This window comes from Nonomuraea sp. NPDC051941, assembly GCF_044593615.1.
Genome location: NZ_JBIUCF010000031.1, coordinates 137,200 through 153,694, shown reverse-complemented (window position 1 = coordinate 153,694; position 16,495 = coordinate 137,200). Strand labels below are relative to the sequence as shown.

The window sequence follows — 16,495 nt, the reverse complement described above, 5'->3', positions numbered from 1 at the left end:
GCTCGCGCTTGCCAAGCACGGGAGCAGCCCACAGCAGGCTACGCCCGCCCGAACTACCTGATTCCTTCAGGGAACCACAGAGAATTCAAGACGCTAGCTGTCGTGCACAAAGGCGACGGGCGAGGCAGCCCGTACCGCTTCATGTCGCCCGCAGAACGGCGATCGATCCCTTAATCCTCGTCAGGTTCGGCCCGGAACGGCGGCAGGAACGCGCCATCGCGACGCGTCACAACCTTCCCGTCGCGGACGCTCAGCAGCTCCGGCTCATCGTCCTCGTACCAGCGCTGGTACCCGAAAAAGGACTCGTTCTTGTGGAGCCGGGCGGCCAACCAGTCCATCAGCCCGGCCACCTCGGCATGCCCGTCGGGGTGGATCTCCCAGCGGCAGGTCAGCGCCCAGCGTTCGTCGCCGTGGTCATCCCCGCGCACCAGGATCGAGCAGCCGGCGCCCGAAATCTTCGAGGCCGCGTACGGCGAACCATCGCTCCACACCGGTTGCGGAAACTCCTTGATCACCCAGTCGCCGTTCTCGTCCTGCACCGGCTCCAGCTCGTCGTCCAGCAGATCGAGAACCTCGTTGACGATGATCGTCTTCTCGGTGATGTGCTCGGGCCGCGACCCGAGGCCCACGTGCCAGCGCAACTCGGCGAGTTCGGTCTCGGACAAGTCGCCGCGCAGGTCCATCGCGACCATGAGTTCGTGAATGTCAGCCACGGCAGCACCGTAGCGACACGGACCGACACCGGGCGGCCGCACCAGAACGGCGGGTCCGCTCTGAAGCCGAAGCAACTACTCACGGCCCGCTAGGAGGCGGCGGGGTGATGGTCGGTGAGGCGGTCGAGGGCGGCGGCGGTGGTCTCGTCGGAGGCGAGGTAGACGACCAGCCGCTGCTCGTCGGGGTCGGGCAGCTCCAGGCTCTCGTACGCCAGCCGTAGCTCCCCCACCTCCGGGTGCGCCCACCGCTCGACGCCGGTGCGCGTGGGCAGCGCGGCCGAGCCCTCGAACCGGTCGCGGAAGCGGTCGCCGGCGGTGATCGTCAGCTCCTCGGCGAGCAGCGCCGCGTGCGGGTCGCCGAGCGCGGACGCGGCCCGCAGCGCGGCGGCCCGCTCGTCGGCGACCGTGTCCCAGTCGGAGTGGGCGTCGTGCGCGCGCGGGTCGGTGAAGACGTACCGGACCAGGTTCGGCGGCTCGGCCTCCAGCAGCCCGCTCGGGCCGGCGAGCTGCGCGAACCCGGCCGTCCACGCGAGCAGGTCGCCGGGCCGGTTGGCAACCAGCGCCGGCGCGGGCTCGAGCCGGTCCAGCAACGCCTGCACGGTCGGGCGGACCGTCCGGGCCCGCGTCATGGCAGCCCCGTCGCAGGTGCCGCCGCCGGTGGTCTTCGCCAGCCGGTGCAGGTGGATCCGCTCGTCACGGGACAGACCCAACGTCTCCGCGAGCGCGGAGAGCACCTGGGCGGACGGGCTGCGGTCGCGCCCCTGCTCCAGCCGGGTGAGGTAATCGACGCTGACGCCGGCGAGCGTGGCCAGCTCGGCTCGGCGCAGCCCGGGGGTGCGGCGCCGGTTCCCGTTCGGGAGCCCGACCGCGGCCGGCGGGACCGCCTCCCGGTGTGCGCGTAGAAACGCGCCCAGCTCTGTCTCCCTCATCAACCGCGATTGTATTCACGGCGAGCCTGGCCCTGCCAGGGCTAGGAAAACCGCAGCCTGGTCCGGACACACCCAGCGCCGGGACGCTAGCTGTCATGAGCACCTTGGAGGAGGCCCATGATCCGGATCGCGATCATTCTGGGCAGCACCCGCCCCGGGCGCCGCGTCGAGGACGTGGCCCGGTGGGTCGCCGAGGCCGCCGGTCGGCACCCCGCCGTCAAGACCGGGGAGGCCGGCCTCGAACTCGTCGACATAGCCGAGTACGAGCTGCCGTTGCTGGATGAGCCGGCGCCCGCGGTCATCGGTTACTACCAAAATGCGCACACCAAGCGGTGGGCGGCCACGATCGACAGGTTCGACGGGTTCGTGTTCGTCACCCCGGAGTACAACAGTGCCATCCCCGCGGCGCTGAAGAACGCCATCGACTACCTGTACGCGGAATGGAATGAAAAGCAGCCGGGATCGTCAGCTACGGGGTTTACGGCGGCACCCGCGCCGCCGAACAACTACGGCAGACCATGGGCGAGATCAAAATCGCCGACGTACACGCCCAGGTCGCGATCAACCCGTACGTCGACTTCGACTTCACCGAATCCAAAGCCGGCGTCTGCGCCCCCGGCGAACGCCAGGAAACCGCCCTGATCACCATGCTGGATGAAGTCCTCGCATGGTCCCGTGCCCTCCGAGTGCTGCGGACCCCCACCGCGAGCGCCGATCCCCGGCCCGGGACGACCTGATCCACGCACCTCAAAACCGAAGCCATCCCGAATCCCTGACGCACCACCTATTTCCACACGAGAAAGGACCAAGATGAAAGTAGAGATATACGCCGATATCGCGTGCCCGTGGTGCCGCCTCGGCACGCACCAGTTCCACCGCGCTGTGGCCGCGGCCGGCACAGAAGCGGATGTCGAACTCGTTCATCGTCCGATCCAGCTCCTTCCCGACGCGCCCGAGGAGCCCCGGCCACTGATGGACGCGGTGGTCGAGATGTTCGGTCGCGAACAAGCCGAGGCGATGCTCGCGGAGATGACCCGGCTCGGCGCCGGCGAAGGAATCGAGTACCGATTCGACCGTGCGGTGGCGGTCAACACCTTGACCGCGCACCGGCTGCTGTGGCTCGCCCTGCACGAGCACGGTGCCGAGGTGCAGGCCGCGCTGGCGACCGCCCTCTTCGACGCGTACTTCCGCGACGGCGTGAACATCGCCGACCACACGCAACTCACCGAACTGGCCGAACGGGTCGGCCTGGACGGCGGCCGGGTGCGGGACTTTCTCGCCTCCGAGGAGGGGAGCGCCGAGGTACGTGAGCAGGCGGCCGCGGCGCGGCGGGACGGCGTCACCACCGTGCCGAGATTCGTCTTCGAGGACGGCGCGCTGATCGTAGGTGTGACCAGCACCGAGGCGCTCGGCGACGCGCTCCGGAAGGCCGGCGGCCGGTAAGGCGCCGCCTCAGGTGACGGTGCCGTCCCAGTGAGCGATCCATTCGCCCTGCTTGAGGACGACGGGCGGGGACGGCTGTGCGGGCCAGATCTGCAGGTAGTGGTGGTCGCCGTCAAAATCCGGCCGTTCCGTGAGCGTGCTCCAGACGTGGTAGCGCAGCCGGTGCATGCCCGGACCGGCGGGCAGCGGGGGAAGGCGGCGCATCGCCGCGTCGTCCCAGTCCATGCACCATCCGATCAGGAAGAGCTCGCCGGTCGTCGACATGAAGTCGATCTCCACGATCTCCTCGTACCCGTCGAGGTCGGCGCCCGGATCGTGGTCGGCGACGGTCACCGTGAGGGGGATGCCGTCGCCGTGCTGGTACGAGATCGCCAGTTCGGCCATGGCCTTCCGTACCGTGACGAGCGCGACGGACCGCTCCACGTCGCCCGCGTCGTCCCCGTCCCAGTCCCCGTTCATCAGGAAGACAGTGCTGCAGTCCTCGACGTCTACTTCCACCTGGACGGTCTCCGCATTGAGGCTCATGGCGGCGAGCGTAGAGCCCGCGACCCGCCTCGGTCGGTTCCCGCGTCACGATCCCACCGGAGATCACCATGCCCGCCCGGCAACCTCCCACCTACCGCTCGTTCGTCGAGCTCGCCACCGCCGACCCCGCCGTCGTCGGGCTCGTCCTCAAGGGCTCCCGCGCCCACGACGGCATGGTCACCGAGCACTCCGACCATGACCTGTACGCCGTCCTCGCCGACGGCGCGGCGACGGATCTCACCCGGTTCGCCGGTCACCGCACCCCCGAACTCGACCTCGTCATCATCACCCTGGCCGAGTTCCGTACGGCTGGAATGCCCGGCTTCGAGCGATACGCGCTCGCCCGCGCCAGGGTCGTGCTCGACCGGCTCGATGGAGGCATCGGCCGGATCCTGGCCGCCAAGGCACGGCTCGACGCCGACGAGGCGTTCCGGGACTCCGGTGAATGGCTCGACGCCTACGCCAACTCCCTCTACCGCTCCGTCAAGAACGACCGTGACGGGCATCCGCTCGCCGCCCGTCACATCTCGGGAACGGGCGACGTACCCCTGCAACGGCGCCTCTTCGCCCAGGTCGAGGCGGCGGCCCGGCGGGCCGGGCACGGCGCGGTGCTGGACGCGTGGGGCGAGGACCTCGACCTGATGCGACCGCAGGAGGACAGGTCCTAGCCCGCCGGCTTGACCTCCGGGTAGCGCGACGCCGGGTCGTTCAGGATCGGCTGTGGCTTGCCCCGCAGGTGGAGGTCGTAGAAGGCCGCGACGATCCCGCGCGTGATCTCCAGGGATCGCGTGGCGGGCAGGTCGGCGCCGTCGTCGATGCCGAGCTGCTCGGAAAGCACGGAGATGTCGGTGAAGGAGGCGTGCTCGGTACCCGTCACCACGAACCAGCGCTTCCAGCCGGTGAGGTTCGGCCAGGACTGGTCCCAGGTGGGGTCCTTGCCCGGGCTGTGCTTCGCCTCGGAGCCGAGGAGCAGGTACGGCTTGGCCAGCCCACTGCTGGGGACCGGGACGACTGCGGTGCCGTCGATGTTCATCCCGGCGCGCAGCCGGGAGTCCTTCAGCAGGGCGGCCACGGAGCTCGCGCCGCCCACGGAGTGGCCTCCCATGGCGATCCTGGATCGGTCGATCAGCTTGGGATACCTGGCGAGCACCGAGTCCAGGACGAAGGTGACATCGGCCGCCCGGATCTGCCCGACCTTGGCCCAGAACGCCGGATTCTTCGGTTCGATCTCGCACGCGACGCACTCCGCGACCCTCCCGTCGGGGAAGCTCGTGGCGACGTTCTCGTACGTGTGCCCGATGACGGCCACCGTGTAGCCCCGGCTGGCCAGGTCCTCGGCCAGGCCGGTGAGCGAGTAGCGGGGCTTGGTGAAGCCCGGGGAGAGGACCACGAGGGGCAGCCGTCGCTTGGCCGGCCGGGCGTCCTTGACGGCGTCGATCCGCGTCTTGCTGAGCAGATCGCCCGGTACGCCGGAAGCGCCCGCCTCCTTCAACGTGAGCTCGGACTCCTTGACCGTCATGTACGGCGCCCGCACCCCGCCGGCCTTCGCCGCCGGATACCAGAGCGAGACCATGAGCTCCCGCGCCTTCACGCTGGGCACCCAGGGATCGGGGCGGGAGGTGTCCTTGAGGTGGAGGGAGGTCATGCCGACCGGCAGCTTGCCCGTCGGCTTGGGGATGCGCAGAGCGGGTGCCGGCTCGGTGGTTCGGTTCCTGACGGCGGCCTCCGACGTGGCCGCCCAGGAGGCGGCGGCCGGCAGGGCGAGGAGTACGGCGAGGGCAAGCCGCCCGATTCGGTGACTCATGGGGCTCGACGCTAGGGCCGGGCGATCTCCGGCCGCGTCGGCCGTGACGACGACATCGGCGGCGGGGTCGTCCTCGAGATGTACTCCGCTCCGCCGATGCCCCCATACGCCACGAACAGGACAATGTGCGAGTGTCACTGATCAGAAGGCGATGGCGGGACCTGCTCCGCGCGGAGCACAGGCCCTCGCGTCGCGCGCTCGTGTTCGACGTCCTCCTCGCGGTCGCCTTGACCGTGCTGGCGATGGTGGCGGCGGCACCCGCCGTGGACGCCGTCCACAGCGTCGATCCCCTGCGGCTGCCTCCCCCGCCCCGGCCCGTCCTGCCCTCCCACAGTGACGCGGTCGATCCCGGTCTGCTCTTCGCGGTGGCGCTGACGGCGTTGCCGCTGGCCGTACGGCGGCTGTATCCGTTGACCGCCTTCTGGATCGTGCTGCTCGCCGCCCTGGCCACCGATGACGAGGCGACCTGGGTCACCGTGGCGACCTGCGCCATCGCCGCCTACGGAGCGGTCGCCTACAGCCGCAACCGGCTGGTGGCGCTGGGCGGTCTGGTGCTGGCCACCGTACTGGCGGGAATGGCTTTCAAGGATGCCGTGGCAGGGTTGCCGAGCTGGCTCGGGCCGTTCGTGGTGCTGCTCGGCGCGGGGGTCATGGCGAGCTTCGTCCGGTTCTGGCGGCAGCAGCTCGCCGAGCGGGACGAGAAGCTCCGCCGGGCCGTACAGGTGGAGCGCTCGCGCATCGCCGGCGAGCTGCACGACGTCGTCACCCACAACGTGAACGTGATGGTGATCCAGGCGGGGGCGGCGCGCAAGGTGATGGACACGACGCCGGAGCGGGCCAAGCAGGCCATGCTCGCGGTGGAGACCAGCGGCAGGGCCGCCATGGCCGAGCTCCGCCACGTCATGGGCCTGCTCGCCGCCTCCGGCAGCGGGTCCGACCTTCTCGAACCGCAGCCGGGGCTCGACCAGCTCGACTCGCTCATCGAACGCGTGCGCGCGGCCGGGGTCCCGGTCAGCGCCGAGATCGGTACGCCGGAGGGTCCGGTGCCGCCCGGGGTGGGCCTGGCCATCTACCGCGTCGTCCAGGAGGCACTCACCAACACGATCAAGCACGCGGGCGGCGCCGCCGTGTCGGTGGTGATCAGTCACACCGGCGACTGGCTGGACATCGAGGTCGCCGACCGCGGCGGCATTCCCGCGGCCCGCGCGGGGGACGGCCAGGGCCGGGGGCTGATCGGGCTGCGCGAACGGCTGGCGCTCTACGACGGGACCCTGGAGGCGGGGCCGCGGAGCGGCGGAGGCTTCGTGACGAGGGCGCGCCTGCGGTGGACGGCATGAACGAGGCGCCCCGCGTCGTCATCGCCGACGACCAGGCGCTCGTACGCAGCGGGTTCGGGATGATCCTGGCCGCCGACGGGATCGAGGTGGTCGCCGAGGCCGCCGACGGCGTCGAGGCGGTCGCCGCCGTCCGGCGGACCCGGCCCGATCTCGTGCTCATGGACGTACGGATGCCGCGCCTGGACGGCATCGAGGCCACCCGGCAGATCCTGTCCGGCGGCGCGGACGGGACCCGCGTCCTCATCCTGACCACGTACGACCTCGACCACTACGTCTACGCGGCGCTCACCGCCGGGGCCAGCGGATTCCTGCTCAAGGACGTCTCCCCCGAACACCTGGTGGCCGCGGTGCGCCTGGTGCGCACGGGGGACGCGCTGCTCGCGCCCGCGATCACCCGCCGCCTGATCGAGCGCTTCGCCCGCCACGACGAGCCCGCTCGCCGCGTCGTGCACGGCGACCTGTCGCAGCTGACCCCGCGCGAGCTGGAGGTCCTGCGCCTGCTCGCGACCGGCATGAGCAACGCCGAGGTCGCCGACCGCCTGGTGCTGAGCCCGACGACGGTCAAGACGCATGTCGCGCGCATCCTGTCAAAGCTGGAGCTCCGCGACCGCGTCCAGGCCGTCGTCCTCGCCTACGAAACCGGCCTGGTCAGCCCGAGCGCACCGGCTCCGATCACGCGTAAAGCTCCTTGAGGCCGACCAGGCGGACGCCTTTATGCAGCCATAGATCCCTAAACGCATTTCGTATTGTGTCGCTTAGGGTGGCTTCATGGAGGCAGGAAAGGCGATCTTCGAAACCGTCGACAAGCTTCGTCAGCGGCGCACGGCCCCGCTGGTGCTGGAGCTCGATCTCACAGAGGGCCTCACCGAGGGCCCGCCGGCGGACCCGCTCGCCGCGGTGCTGTCCATGCGCAAGACGCGCCTGTCCGACGTCCTGTCCGGGCTCAGGCGCGCCAGGCAGGACTCCAGGGTCAAGGCGCTGGTGGTGAGGATCGGGGGCAACCCGCTGGGCCTGGCCATGGTGCAGGAGCTGCGCCAGGCGGTGATCCAGTTCAGGGCGTCGGGCAAGCTGACCGTCGCGTTCTCGGAGACGTTCGGGGAGTTCGGCGGCGGTACGGTGCCGTACTACCTGGCCACCGCGTTCGAGCGCGTCTACCTGCAGCCGAGTGGCGACGTCGGGCTGACCGGGGTGGCGCTGGAGCAGCGCTTCGTCAAGGGGGCCCTGACGAAGCTGGGTGTCGGGTACGAGGCCGGGCAGCGGCACGAGTACAAGACCGCCGTCAACACCTTCACCCAGGACCACATGACCGAGCCGCACCGCGAGTCCATGGGCCGCATCGTCGAGTCGGTCACCGAGAGCCTCAGCGCGGGCATCGCCGACGGGCGCCGGCTCGACGCGGGCAAGGTGCGGGAGCTGATCGACCGCGGCCCGTTCACCGCCTCCGAGGCGCTGGAGGCCGGGCTGGTCGACGGGCTGGCGTACCGGGACGAGGTGTACGAGCAGGTCAAGCAGGCGGCGGGCGACGACTCGCACCTGCTGTACGTGTCCAGGTACGCCAGGGGCGCGGCCGTGCGGAAGCTGCCGCACCCGACGGCGGACGGGATCGCGCTCATCCACGGCACAGGCATGATCAGGACCGGCCGCAGCGGGCGCAGCCCGCTCGGCGGGGGCGGCGCGATGGGCTCCGACACGATCAGTGCCGCCTTCCGGGCGGCCCGGCGGGACGAGCACGTCAAGGCGGTCATGTTCCGGGTGGACAGCCCCGGCGGCTCGTACGTGGCCTCCGACACGGTCTGGCGCGAGGTGACCCTCACCCGCAAGGTCAAGCCGGTGATCGTCTCGATGGGCGACCTGGCGGCGTCCGGCGGCTACTTCGTGGCGATGGCCGCCGACGTGATCGTGGCCCAGCCCGGCACGCTGACGGGCTCGATCGGCGTGTACGGCGGCAAGCCCGTCGTGGCAGAAATGCTCGAAAAAATCGGCATAAATTCGGAAATGGTGGCGTCCGGGGCTAACGCGGGAATGTTCTCTACATCTCGCGGCTTCTCCCCCGAGCAATGGGACCGGGTGAACGCCTGGCTCGACCGTATTTACGATGACTTCGTGGGCAAGGTCGCCGCGAGCCGCGACCTGACCCGGGAACGCGCGCACGAGCTGGCCCGCGGCCGCGTCTGGACCGGCGCCGACGCGCACGCCAGCGGGCTCGTGGACGAGCTGGGCGGCCTGGAGGACGCGCTGGTCCTGGCCAGGAAGCGGGCCGGCCTCCCCGACGACGCCCCCGTACGCGCCTACCCCCGGCTCAACCCGCTGGAGCGGCTGCGCGGGCCGGACTCGAGCGAGGACAAGTCCGCCGCCCTGGCCCGCCTGCGCCTGGACGCGTGGGGTCCCCTCGCCCGCCTGTCCGCCGAGCTCGGCCTCCCCGCCGCGGGCCCGCTGCTCCTCCCCACGTGGTACGTGATCCGCTGAGCGCTCACGACCCGATCGGGCGGTAGCGGGAGCGGAGCCGTACCAGAGGCTGGAGAGCGGCCTCGACGTAGGGGACCGCGAGGACGGTGGCGATGAAGAGGGTGTGATCCCCGGCCGGGACCACTTTGGTGGTCTCGGCCTCCAGGGCGGCCACCCCGCCCTCCACCACCAGCGCGTCCGAGTGCGTTCCCCGGTGATGCGGCGTGCCCGCCAGCAGCAGCCGGGCGCTGGGCCGGCCGGGGGTGGCGAAGCGGCTGGCGATGGCCGCCTGGCCGGACGACAGGAGCGAGGCCGCCCAGCGGTCCTGCCGGAGCAGGACCTCGTTGAGGTAGCCACCACTGGCCAGGCTCACCAGGAGGAGCGGGGGCTCCAGCGAGACGGACATCAGCGCCGACACCGTGGTGCCCAGGTCGTCGCGCCCATCGCGTACGGTCACCACGGCCACCCCGGCCGCGAGCTGCGCCATCGCCTCCGTGAACTCGCTCACGGCACGAACCTAGCGGTGCGGGCCCCCGGACGGCGGGGACCCGCACCGGAAAACGGCGTCAGCCGAGACCGTTGGAGGTCAGCCATTCCTTGGCCACGGTGCCGGGCTCGTCCTTGTTGACGGAGATCTTCTGCATCATGTCCAGGAGGGACTGCGTGGTGAGCTTCGCCGAGACGGCGTTCAGCGTGGTCTTGATCGTGTCGTTCGCGGCCGCCTTGTTGAGGAGCGGCGTCACGTTCTGGGCGGGGAAGATGTTCTTGGGGTCCTGCAGCGGCACCAGGTTGTTGGCCGTCATCTTGGGGTCGGTGGTGAACACGTTGCCGACCTGGATCGTGCCGTCCTTGATCGCGTCAGCGGTGGTCGGGCCCGTGGGCTTCCACTGCTTGAACTCGATCCCGTAGACCTCCTTGAACCGCGCCTCCCACCGCTTCTTGAACTCGGGCGGGCCGCCGACGACGAAGTCCTTGGAGACCTTGGCCAGGTCCTCCATGGTGTTCAGCGACTGCTTGGTCTGGGTGTCCTTGGAGATGGACAGGCTGTCCTTGTCCTCGGCCGGGGAGGAGTCGAGCACCTCCAGCTCGGCGGGGAGCTTCTCCTTCAGCGCGGCGTTGACCTCATCGGTGGTCGCGGCCGTGTTCTTGAGGTCGACGAAGGCCAGCAGGTTGCCGTTGTACTCGGGCACGATGGTCAGGCCACCGCTCTTGACCTGGTCGATCACGACCTCGCGGCTGCCGATGCGCGGCTTCTCCTCGACCTGCACGCCCTTGGCCTGCAGCGCCTGGGCGTAGATCGACCCGAGCAGCACGCTCTCGTCGAAGTCGAAGGATCCGATGACGGCCTTGCCCCCGCCCCCGCTCGAAGCCGAACCGCTGGGGGCCGCGCTCGACGTGTCGAGCGGGTTGCCTCCAGTGTTGCCACCGCCACCACCGCCACAGGCGGCCAGCGCGAGCATCGCCGAAACGAACACCCCGGCGATGCCGTACTTGCGTCCCATCTTGCTTTTCCCTTCTAAGCGGGAGGTAATACAGGAGACTATCGGACCTTCAGCCGCTGGCTCACGCCCGGGGAGACCGTCACCCTCTGGGCGAGCGTGAACAATATCTGGACCACCAGGGCAAACAGCACAATCAGTACTGAACCGCCGACGACGCTCGCGTAATCCTTCGTCGCGAAACCGTCGATAACGAACCGCCCCAGACCACCGAGCCCGGTGTACGCGGCGACGGTGGTGGTGGCCACGACCTGGATCGCCGACAGCCGGCATCCCAGCAGGATCAGCGGCAGCGCGACCGGGACGAGCACCCGCCCGAGCACCTGCCCGCCGCGCAGCCCCATCCCGTACGCGGCGTCGCGCAGCTCGGGATCGACCCCCTTGATGCCCTCGAACGTGTTCACCAGGATCGGCGGCACCGACAGCAGCACCAGCGGGACGATCACCGGCAGGCTCGACGCCGTGCCGAGCAGCAGCACGAACATCACCAGCAGGCCCAGCGTGGGCAGCGCCCTGGCCAGGTTCGCGGTGACGGCGACCAGCACCTCGCCCCGGCCCGTGTGGCCGATCAGCAGCCCCAGCGGCACCGCGATCACCACGGCCAGGACCAGCGCCAGGGCCGAGAACTCCAGGTGCTCCAGCAGGCGCATGGGGATGCCGTCGGGGCCGGACCAGTTGGCGCTGTTTCCGAAGAAGTCGGCCAGCCAGCCGAAGAAGTCGGTGAGCCAGCTCACGATCCCTGCCCCCTTCGGGCCCGTACCCATGGAGTGAGCAGCCGCTGCGCCAGCACCAGCAGCCCGTCGGCGACCAGCGCCAGCGCCACGATCAGCACGATCCCGACGATCACCGGCGGCATGAACGGGTTCTGGTAGGCCCGCGTGAACAGCCCGCCGAGCCCGCCCTGCCCGATCAGCGCACCCACGCTGACCAGGCTGATGCTGGAGACCGCGACCACCCGCAGGCCCGCCAGCACCACCGGGACGGCGATCGGCAGCTCGACCGCGAGCAGCCTGCGCAGCGGCGTGAAGCCCATCGCGATCGCCGACTGCCGCACGTGGTCGGGCACCGAGCCGAGCCCGTCCACGACGGCCGGGATCAGCACGGCCATGCCGTAGAAGGTCAGCGGGATGATCACCGTGGTCTGCGACAGCCCGGTCACCGAGATCAGCAGCATGAAGACCGGCAGCGAGGGGAGCGCGTAGACGACGTTCATGAAGCCGGCGGTCGGCTGGTAGAGCCAGCGCCAGCGCACGCAGGCCAGCCCCAGCGGCAGCGCAACGACCAGCGCGAACAGGATCGGCACGAGGGACATGGTCAGGTGGTCGAGGAGCAGATTCTTGATGCTGTCGACCCGGCCGGTATCCCAGTTACGCCCGATCCATTCCCCTATGGAAGGAGGGCCGTCAGCCATCTGCCGCCTCCGCGAGCGCCTTGTCGAGCGTCTCCCTGGTGGCCACGCCGACGACCTTGCCCTGCTCGTCCACGGCCACCGCGCAGCCGGACGGCGACAGCAGCGCCGCGTCGAGGGCCGTGCGCATGGAGTCGCGCCCGTACACGAACGTCCCGTACGGCTCCAGCTCGTCGGGCCGCTCCCGGGAGACCCACCCGGTCGGCCTGCCGTCCTCCATGACCAGCCGCCACGGGTCGTCCGCGGTGTCGGTCAGGTCGGTACGCAGCCGCAGCCCGCCCGTCGAGATGAACTGCAGCCGCCGGATCCCCCGGTCGTGCCCCAGGAACTCCTTCACGAAGTCGTCGGCCGGCTCGGACAGCAGCGTCTTGGGAGCGGCGAGCTGCGCCAGCTTGCCGCCCACCCGCAGCACCGCCACGCGGTCGCCCAGCTTGATGGCCTCGTCGATGTCGTGCGTGACGAACACGATGGTCTTGTTCAGCTCGGACTGGAGCCTGAGCAGCTCGTCCTGCAGGCTCGTGCGCACGATGGGATCGACCGCGCTGAACGGCTCGTCCATGAGCAGCACGGGCGGGTCGGCGGCCAGTGCCCTGGCCACGCCCACGCGCTGCTGCTGCCCGCCCGAGAGCTGGAAGGGGTAGCGACCGGCCAGCGCCGGGTCGAGGCCGACCCGTTCGAGCAGCTCCATGGCCCTGGCGCGGGCCTTCTTCTTGTCCCAGCCGAGCAGGTACGGGACCGTGGCGATGTTGTCGACGATCTTGCGGTGCGGGAACAGGCCGGCTTGCTGGATGACGTACCCGATGCCGCGCCGCAGCGTCGGCGGGTCGATGCCCTGCACCGGTGTGCCGTCGAGGAGGATCTGGCCCTCAGAGGCGTCGATCATCCGGTTGATCATCCGGAGGGATGTGGTTTTTCCGCAGCCCGAGGGGCCGACGAGCACGGTGATCTCTCCCGTGGGCGCCTCGAGGTCGAGACGGTCCACGGCGACCGTTCCGTCTGGGTAGCGTTTGGTGACAGCGTCGAATGTGATCACGCGCGAACTCTCGCTTCAGGCTTCTGTGGCAGGGGCCGCAGCCCCCGTGCCACGACCGCCGCATGATCTATCGCAGGACAGACTACGGCGATCCGGACCACCGTGTCGTCCTGGGATCCAGCTGAAACGCTTCAGTTGAGCTGGATATTTACCCCAAATGTTGAAGTGGTAGTGCGCCGGACCGTGGTGTCTTGGCATGATTACCTCCACGAACTTCTGACCTATACCTCCACAAAGTCCTGACGAACACCCCGAACGAAATTCACGAACTTCAGCCCCGCACCCCTCACCCTCAGCGTCCGCTCACAGCAAGAGGATCCGGCCCCGTGTCTCAGCCGCTCACCGATCAGCGCCGACGCGCCGAGTTGATCGCAGAGCTCTACGACCGCCATGCCGCTGGGCTGTTCGCGTACTGCGCTGACCAGCTCGGCGACCTAGGCTCCGCGTCCGACGTACTGGTGACCTTGTTCTCCAGCGTCGCCGGCGTTCCCTCCGCCGCCGAAGCGCCTCGCGCCGCTCTCTACGCGTTCGCCCGCCGCGAGATCCACCGGCGGGACATCGTCTTCGCGCCCCCCTCCATCGATCCGCTGATCGACCCCGCCTCCGCCCTCGTCGAGCGCACCTTCCGCGAGCTGCGACCACACCAGCGCGAAGTGCTGGTGCTGTGCGCGGTCTGCGGGATGAGCAAGGCGGAGCTGGCGTGGGTACTCGACGTCGCCCCCGACACCGCCGAGGAACTGGCGGTGGGGGCCGCCCACCACTTCCGGCACGCCTTGGTGACGGCGCTGTCCTCCACCGGGGTCCGCGTGCCCAAGCCGGTGGCGGATGTGTACGGCGCCCTGGGCGTGGCCCCGCTCGCCGACATCATCGGCCGCCTCCCCTGGGCGCAGCCGCCCGGAGCCCTCCGGATCCACTTCGCGGGCTCCCGTTCCGCCAGCCCCGGCCCTCTCTTCGTCAAGCCCCGCTGGCCCAGCCCGCCGATGTGGCCCCAGCCTCTGGCCGACGGGGACCCGGCGACCAGCACGGTCATCTTCCCGGCCGAGCTGCTGACGCCGCCGTCACCGTCGCACGCGCCGGAGCACGCCGCCACCACGGCCCCGATGCCCGCACTGAACAACTCCCCGGAGTCCGCACCGCGCCGCGGAGAATTCCCGGCCTCGCACGTCCCCTTCGGAGAAGCCCCGTCCTCAACGCCACGCTCGTTCTTCGGAGAGGGCCGGAGCTCGACTCCGGTCTCCTTCTTCGGCGACGGCACGGCCTCGACCGCCCGCTCCCCCCTCAGGGACCCGTTGGCCTCCGCCCAGCGTCTGCACGATCCGCTGGGCCCCACCCCGTCTCTCAGAGATCCTCTGGCGGCGGTGGACGGCGCGCGGCCCGACCAGCCCGGCACACCACAGACAGCTCCACCCTTCGCAGGGAGGACCCCAGTGCCGCCTTACATCCATCCGTTCTTCCAGGACCCGCCCGACGAGCCTTTCGGCGGTCTGGAACCCTTCGCGACCGGCGACGTGATCTTACCCAGGGACACCCCTGAGCCCTTCGCGACCGGCGACGTGATCCTGCCCAGAGATGTCCCGAGGCCGTTCTCGGACGACGACGACGGCGACATCCTGGCCCCCAGGGACCCGCACCCCGACGTACTGGTGCACAAGGGCCCCGCCCGCCCGCTCCAGCCGCCGTCGCGGACGAACGAGCCGGCCCCCCTCTTCCGCCCCCGCCCCAAGTCGGCCAGGCGCACCAAGCCCGCCAAGTCCTCCGAGCCGGCCAGGCGCACCCCCAAGCCGGCCGAGCCCGTGAGGCCCGCCGAACCGGTCTACCGCCTGCCCCTGTACGACAAGGCGCCCCCGAAGCCCCCCACCCTCCCCAGGCCCTCCTCCTCATCGAGCAGGAGAACCCCTGCTCCACCTGACGAGGAACCCCAAGGGACCTTCGCCTCGCTGGCCCCGGAGCCCTCTCTCCTGGCTCCGCGCCCGGTCCGCGCCCGTCCGGTGCCCAAGAAGCGCCCGGCGTACACGGCCCGGCCCGAGAAGCCCCGCCGCCGCCAGGACCGGCACTTCGACTGGGCCTGGGAGGTCGTCGGGTTCCTGATCTGCGTGGCGATCGCCATGATCGTCTTCTTCTCGATGCCCGCGTTCCTCCACCCGTGAGGTGCGTCGTCGTATCGGCTCGGCAACTGACCCCGTCGAGCCGATCGTCGGACGTGACGCGCATCCCCTTCGCTTCGGCGGGTGGGAGCTGGGGAGTCCTCAGCTCGCCGCCCGCTTCACGAGCGCGCCGATCCTCGCCTCGTCGTCGGCGGTCAGCTCCGTCAGCGCGAAGGCGGTCGGCCACATGGTGCCGTCGTCGAGGTTCGCCGGGTCGTTGAAGCCGAGGGTCGCGTACCTCGTCTTGAACTTCTGGGCGGGCTGGAAGAAGCAGACGATCTTGCCGTCCTTCGCGTAGGCGGGCTGCCCGTACCAGAGCTTCGCCGTCAGGGACGGAGCGTCGGCCTTGACGATGGCGTGGATCCGCTCGGCGATGACCCGGTCCGCCTCCGCCATCTCGGCGATCTTCTCGAGCACGTCACGCTCCGCGTCGGCGGCCTTCGCGCCCGCACCGCGGCGCGCGGCCTTCTTCAGCTCCTGGGCGTGCTCCTTCATCGCGGCTCGTTCGTCGTCGGTGAACCCGTCGAACTTGCTGCCGGCCGCGGTGCTCTTGGTGGTCGTCTTCGTTTCGCTCATGGTGAGAATCTCCTTGTCTGCAAGCCATCTGTCTTGCTGGGCGGCCCCGGGCGGCGGATCAGTGGATGTCGCCCGGGGACCGGCGTGCCCTACCCCCACGCGCCGGCGATCTGCCGGGTGGTGGCGTTGAGCCGGTTGAACATGTTGGTGACGCCGATCATCAGGACGATCGCGGCCAGCTGCTTCTCGTCGAAGTAGGTGGCGGCGCTGTCCCAGACCTCGTCGTTGACCGCGTCGGCGCGGTCGGCCAGCCGGGTGGCGGCCTCGGCCAGCGCGAGTGCCGCCAGCTCCTCATCGGTGAAGTACGGGGTCTCCCGCCAGGCGGCGACCGTGGCCAGCTTCTCCTCGCTCACCCCGGCCTTGCGGGCCGTCTTGACGCCGCCGTCCACGCAGGCGCTGCAGCCGTTGATCTGGCTGACCCGCAGGTGCACCAGCTCCAGCGTCTGCCCCTCCACCCCGCCGGAGTGCACGGCCTTGAAGATGTCCTGGATGGGCTGCATCGCGCCGGAAAGGATCATGGCGGGGTTCTGCATACGGGGCTGCATCGGGTTTCTCCTCTTTCAGGTCTGCGCCCCGTTCCCTCGGGGGCGTGACTCCATGACAGCCTGTGGAGGGCTACGATGACGACGTCCATGGGAC

At 70.1% G+C, this 16,495-nt stretch carries 18 protein-coding genes; 7 read left to right on the top strand and 11 right to left on the bottom strand.

All coding sequences use genetic code 11. The features are described from left to right. Window positions 1-170: 170 nt before the first annotated feature. Together ACIHFD_RS41230 and ACIHFD_RS41225 are read right to left on the bottom strand one after the other, a co-directional pair. Window positions 171-713 (bottom strand): hypothetical protein, encoded by a 543-nt coding sequence (locus ACIHFD_RS41230; RefSeq protein WP_397371548.1) that lies wholly within the window; start codon window positions 711-713, stop codon window positions 171-173. Between the two features lie 89 nt (window positions 714-802). Beyond that, window positions 803-1,642, bottom strand: a complete 840-nt coding sequence (locus ACIHFD_RS41225) for a helix-turn-helix transcriptional regulator (RefSeq protein WP_397371547.1) — start codon at window positions 1,640-1,642, stop codon at window positions 803-805. A 117-nt stretch (window positions 1,643-1,759) separates the two neighbouring features. Here ACIHFD_RS41225 and ACIHFD_RS41220 point away from each other — a divergent pair, with 117 nt between their 5' ends. Together ACIHFD_RS41220 and ACIHFD_RS41215 are read left to right on the top strand one after the other, a co-directional pair. Continuing rightward, a complete protein-coding gene (locus ACIHFD_RS41220) occupies window positions 1,760-2,284 on the top strand; it encodes an NADPH-dependent FMN reductase (RefSeq protein ID WP_397371546.1) in 525 nt (174 codons plus the stop codon). A 168-nt stretch (window positions 2,285-2,452) separates the two neighbouring features. Further along, window positions 2,453-3,085 carry a DsbA family protein gene (locus ACIHFD_RS41215; protein WP_397371545.1) on the top strand — a complete coding sequence of 211 codons (633 nt, stop codon included), beginning with the start codon at window positions 2,453-2,455 and terminating at the stop codon, window positions 3,083-3,085. Between the two features lie 9 nt (window positions 3,086-3,094). On the opposite strand, the gene ACIHFD_RS41210 is transcribed toward ACIHFD_RS41215, so the two are convergent. After that, window positions 3,095-3,610, bottom strand: coding sequence for a hypothetical protein (locus ACIHFD_RS41210; protein WP_397371544.1), 516 nt, complete (start codon window positions 3,608-3,610; stop codon window positions 3,095-3,097). 68 nt (window positions 3,611-3,678) lie between these two features. Here ACIHFD_RS41210 and ACIHFD_RS41205 point away from each other — a divergent pair, with 68 nt between their 5' ends. Further along, complete coding sequence (locus ACIHFD_RS41205) at window positions 3,679-4,278, top strand: hypothetical protein (RefSeq protein ID WP_397371543.1); 600 nt, start codon at window positions 3,679-3,681, stop codon at window positions 4,276-4,278. On the opposite strand, the gene ACIHFD_RS41200 is transcribed toward ACIHFD_RS41205, so the two are convergent. Next, on the bottom strand, window positions 4,275-5,414 hold the full coding sequence (locus ACIHFD_RS41200; protein ID WP_397371542.1) for an alpha/beta hydrolase family protein: 1,140 nt from the start codon (window positions 5,412-5,414) through the stop codon (window positions 4,275-4,277). The two genes, ACIHFD_RS41205 and ACIHFD_RS41200, sit on opposite strands and share 4 nt — an antisense overlap. A gap of 131 nt (window positions 5,415-5,545) precedes the next feature. Here ACIHFD_RS41200 and ACIHFD_RS41195 point away from each other — a divergent pair, with 131 nt between their 5' ends. The 3 genes from ACIHFD_RS41195 to sppA all read left to right on the top strand — a co-directional run bounded on the left by ACIHFD_RS41195 (window position 5,546) and on the right by sppA (window position 9,217). Then, window positions 5,546-6,751 carry a sensor histidine kinase gene (locus ACIHFD_RS41195; RefSeq protein ID WP_397371541.1) on the top strand — a complete coding sequence of 402 codons (1,206 nt, stop codon included), beginning with the start codon at window positions 5,546-5,548 and terminating at the stop codon, window positions 6,749-6,751. Continuing rightward, complete coding sequence (locus ACIHFD_RS41190; RefSeq protein ID WP_397371540.1) at window positions 6,748-7,443, top strand: response regulator; 696 nt, start codon at window positions 6,748-6,750, stop codon at window positions 7,441-7,443. The genes ACIHFD_RS41195 and ACIHFD_RS41190 overlap by 4 nt, the downstream gene beginning before the upstream one ends. A 76-nt stretch (window positions 7,444-7,519) precedes the next feature. Then, window positions 7,520-9,217, top strand: a complete 1,698-nt coding sequence (sppA, locus tag ACIHFD_RS41185; RefSeq protein WP_397371539.1) for a signal peptide peptidase SppA — start codon at window positions 7,520-7,522, stop codon at window positions 9,215-9,217. A 4-nt stretch (window positions 9,218-9,221) separates the two neighbouring features. On the opposite strand, the gene ACIHFD_RS41180 is transcribed toward sppA, so the two are convergent. Genes ACIHFD_RS41180 through ACIHFD_RS41160 form a run of 5 tightly spaced genes read right to left on the bottom strand, consistent with a single transcriptional unit; the run spans window position 9,222 to window position 13,136 of the window. Continuing rightward, on the bottom strand, window positions 9,222-9,704 hold the full coding sequence (locus ACIHFD_RS41180; protein WP_355205315.1) for a flavin reductase family protein: 483 nt from the start codon (window positions 9,702-9,704) through the stop codon (window positions 9,222-9,224). Window positions 9,705-9,762: 58 nt separating this feature from the next. Then, window positions 9,763-10,698, bottom strand: a complete 936-nt coding sequence (locus ACIHFD_RS41175) for an ABC transporter substrate-binding protein (RefSeq protein WP_355205312.1) — start codon at window positions 10,696-10,698, stop codon at window positions 9,763-9,765. A gap of 38 nt (window positions 10,699-10,736) precedes the next feature. Then, window positions 10,737-11,429, bottom strand: coding sequence for an ABC transporter permease (locus ACIHFD_RS41170; RefSeq protein ID WP_397371538.1), 693 nt, complete (start codon window positions 11,427-11,429; stop codon window positions 10,737-10,739). After that, on the bottom strand, window positions 11,426-12,106 hold the full coding sequence (locus ACIHFD_RS41165) for an ABC transporter permease (protein WP_397371537.1): 681 nt from the start codon (window positions 12,104-12,106) through the stop codon (window positions 11,426-11,428). Before ACIHFD_RS41165 ends, ACIHFD_RS41170 begins: the two co-directional genes overlap by 4 nt. Further along, window positions 12,099-13,136, bottom strand: a complete 1,038-nt coding sequence (locus ACIHFD_RS41160) for an ABC transporter ATP-binding protein (RefSeq protein ID WP_350729444.1) — start codon at window positions 13,134-13,136, stop codon at window positions 12,099-12,101. Before ACIHFD_RS41160 ends, ACIHFD_RS41165 begins: the two co-directional genes overlap by 8 nt. A gap of 326 nt (window positions 13,137-13,462) precedes the next feature. Here ACIHFD_RS41160 and ACIHFD_RS41155 point away from each other — a divergent pair, with 326 nt between their 5' ends. Beyond that, window positions 13,463-15,283 carry a hypothetical protein gene (locus ACIHFD_RS41155; protein ID WP_397371536.1) on the top strand — a complete coding sequence of 607 codons (1,821 nt, stop codon included), beginning with the start codon at window positions 13,463-13,465 and terminating at the stop codon, window positions 15,281-15,283. Between the two features lie 99 nt (window positions 15,284-15,382). On the opposite strand, the gene ACIHFD_RS41150 is transcribed toward ACIHFD_RS41155, so the two are convergent. Then, window positions 15,383-15,856 (bottom strand): iron chaperone, encoded by a 474-nt coding sequence (locus ACIHFD_RS41150; protein ID WP_397371535.1) that lies wholly within the window; start codon window positions 15,854-15,856, stop codon window positions 15,383-15,385. A gap of 89 nt (window positions 15,857-15,945) precedes the next feature. Next, a complete protein-coding gene (locus ACIHFD_RS41145) occupies window positions 15,946-16,401 on the bottom strand; it encodes a carboxymuconolactone decarboxylase family protein (RefSeq protein WP_397371534.1) in 456 nt (151 codons plus the stop codon). Window positions 16,402-16,495 lie beyond the last annotated feature (94 nt).